Below are 2599 nucleotides of genomic sequence, written 5' to 3'. Positions count from 1 at the left end.
ATCAAACTGATTGAGCAAAGCGCGCGATTCGCGGCGAAATTGCACGACGCATTCAATGGAAGGCTTCTTACGAAATCGTCGGGAGAGGCTACAAGTGGCCGGCGCAGAAGGAAAAAGACTATGGTATCTCGCGTCAGAGGCTGGATCGAAAGGCGGGCACGCGCACGCTTGCAGGGCCTCCCGATCTACTTCCAGCATATCCCGAAAACGGCCGGCGTTTCTGTCAGGACGTGGCTGCATTCCCACTACGGCGACAACCTCTGCCCGGCTTGGCTTGCGGACGATTTGGTGATGTGTCCACCGGAAACGCTTCGCGACTACCAGGCATTCGCCGGCCACTTCCATAGCTATCTCAAGCCCTATCTTGGTCGCGACGTCGTGACGGTGACTGTCTTGCGGGAGCCCGTCGCCAGGACGCGCTCGCACTGGCACCACGTTCGCCGGGCGCGTGAGCACCCGCATCATCTCAGGGTATTGGGCCAAACGTTCACCGACTTCGTGATGGACGATCTTAATCGGGTTATGATCGAGGAATATCAGGCTCGCTACCTTGTGAAACTGCCGCTCAGCCTGGCGGTGCTCGGTAGCCGCTACTCAGAGGCCGATCACGCACTGTTCGCCCTCTCCGAGGCGCTGGAGCAAACGTCACTGCCTCTGCTTAAGCCGGAGCTGCTGGAGGGGGCCAGGGCAGTGCTCAAGGGTATGGCGGTCGTCGGAGTGACCGAGCGCCTTCACGACTTCCTTGTCCGGGTCGCGGAAGTGGCAGATATCCCTCCACCCATTGCGGCGGAAGTACCTCGTGCGAACGGCACCGAACGCGACGACGCCGAGGAACTGCCGGAGGAAGCGCTTCGGAGACTGCGAGACCTCACGCGAGTTGACCAGGAACTCTATGATGCGGCCATTTGACTCCCCATGCCAGGCCTCATCATCTGATCACGACGCGGACGCGGCGCTGGACGGCGCCCAGAGCAGCGCTTGTAAAAAGCACGCGCTCTCCAACTGCCGATCTAGATTATCTCTATCTCGGGGAACGGGAAAATAAACCGCCCGCCGTCGGCGAGATATTCGCGCTCACGACGCAGGATACCGTCCTTGAAATGCCAAGGCAGGACCAGAAAATAGTCCGGCTTCATCGCACGCGCTTCGGCTTCAGAAATGATCGGTATGTGCGTCCCAGGGGTCATGCGGCCAAACTTCTCCGGATTGACTTCGGCGATGGCCGGGATTTCGGCTGACGTGAAGTTGCAGAATTGCAGGACGACATTGCCTTTGGTCGAGGCGCCGTAGCCCAGCACTTTCTTGCCGTCGGCCACGAGTGTCCTGATAAGACGTGACAGGTCGTCCTTGTGCCGGAACACGCGCTCCTCGAAGTCGCGAAAAGGCCGCGGTGTGGACAGGCCCATGCGGTCTTCCTGTTGCAGCAGCCAATCGATGACCGGCTGATCGGATTTGAGACTTGTGTTGCCCTTATGGGTGGCCGTGACAGCGAAACTGCCGCCGTTGATGTTGTTCATGACAACGTTGACGACCTTGAGACCAGCCGCCTCCAGTATCTTCGCCACGACTCCGAGGGAGTAATACTCGACATGCTCGTGGCAAATCGTGTCATAGGAGTTGAGGCGAAGCATCGACGGCATGTAGCTTTGTTCGAAATGCCAGATGCCGTCTTCGGCGAGGACCTCGGCCACCTGACGCGCAAAGGCGATGGGATCCTCAAGATCATAGAACATCGCAATGGATGTCACGATCTTGGCGCGCTTTTGTGAGATGCCACGATAGGCTTCGGCCGAGAAAAAGTCCGGCACCAGTTTCACATCGTCCGGATAATACTGCGCAAACTTCTTGCCCGTCGGATCGATGCCTATGCGCGTCAACCCTGCGGTCGAATAGGCCTTGAGGGTCGTGCAATCGTTGCTACCGATGTCGAGAACGACGTCACCGCCGCGTGGCGAGGCCAGCCTCTCCAGGAAGCGAACCTTGTGCGTCAGATGATCGACCATCGACTGGTTCAGACCCGAGCGATAGCCGTAATTGTCGCCGTACATTTCGCTCGGCTCATAGGAATGTCTCAACTGCAGAAGTCCGCTGGAGGCAGACCAGACCAGTTCGAGCGGCCCTTTGGTCACAGGTTCAGACGCCGATTTGGGAAACACCCCGGTGAGCGCCTGCTCGCCGAGATTGAGCACGGAGACCAGATCCTTGGCCTTGCCGACACGGCAGGTCTCGATGGCGTGATACCTTACCTCGTTCATGAATTCTGACTCTCAATTTGTTGGTGAAAGGGCATTGATTGCAGTTCTCTAAGCTTGGGCCACCCGTGCGCGGCAATCCTTCAGAACCGCGGCAAGGGCCTCCTCGAAGGGATGCTCCGGCACCCAGCCAAGACGCGTTCGGGCGCGGGTTGCATCCCCCACAATAGACGGCAGATCACTCGGTCGCAGCCGCAGCGGATCTTGTTCGGTGACGATCTTGACACTGCTTTGCGCCAGGAGCTGGTCCAAAATATCTCCCATCCGCCATGAGATGCCGGATGCAACATTGAAGATGGTGTTTGGCTGGAGACCATCGCTGTTCAAGGCGACGTGCGCATAAGCAC

3 protein-coding genes are annotated in these 2599 nt (G+C 58.5%); 1 reads left to right on the top strand and 2 read right to left on the bottom strand.

Translation table 11 applies throughout. From position 1 onward, the window contains the following. Positions 1-909 (top strand): hypothetical protein (locus AC1DX0_RS34405; protein WP_477358831.1); only part of this gene is annotated, 909 nt, incomplete at its 5' end. A gap of 101 nt (positions 910-1010) precedes the next feature. Here AC1DX0_RS34405 and AC1DX0_RS34400 read toward each other — a convergent pair. Both AC1DX0_RS34400 and AC1DX0_RS34395 read right to left on the bottom strand, forming a co-directional pair. Next, positions 1011-2255 (bottom strand): class I SAM-dependent methyltransferase, encoded by a 1245-nt coding sequence (locus AC1DX0_RS34400; RefSeq protein ID WP_477219594.1) that lies wholly within the window; start codon positions 2253-2255, stop codon positions 1011-1013. Between the two features lie 48 nt (positions 2256-2303). After that, a partial coding sequence (locus AC1DX0_RS34395; protein WP_477358828.1) for a GDP-mannose 4,6-dehydratase occupies positions 2304-2599 on the bottom strand: 296 nt, incomplete at its 5' end.

The organism is Mesorhizobium sp. P3_A9 (genome assembly GCF_056402975.1).
This window is presented reverse-complemented; position numbering and strand designations above follow the sequence as displayed.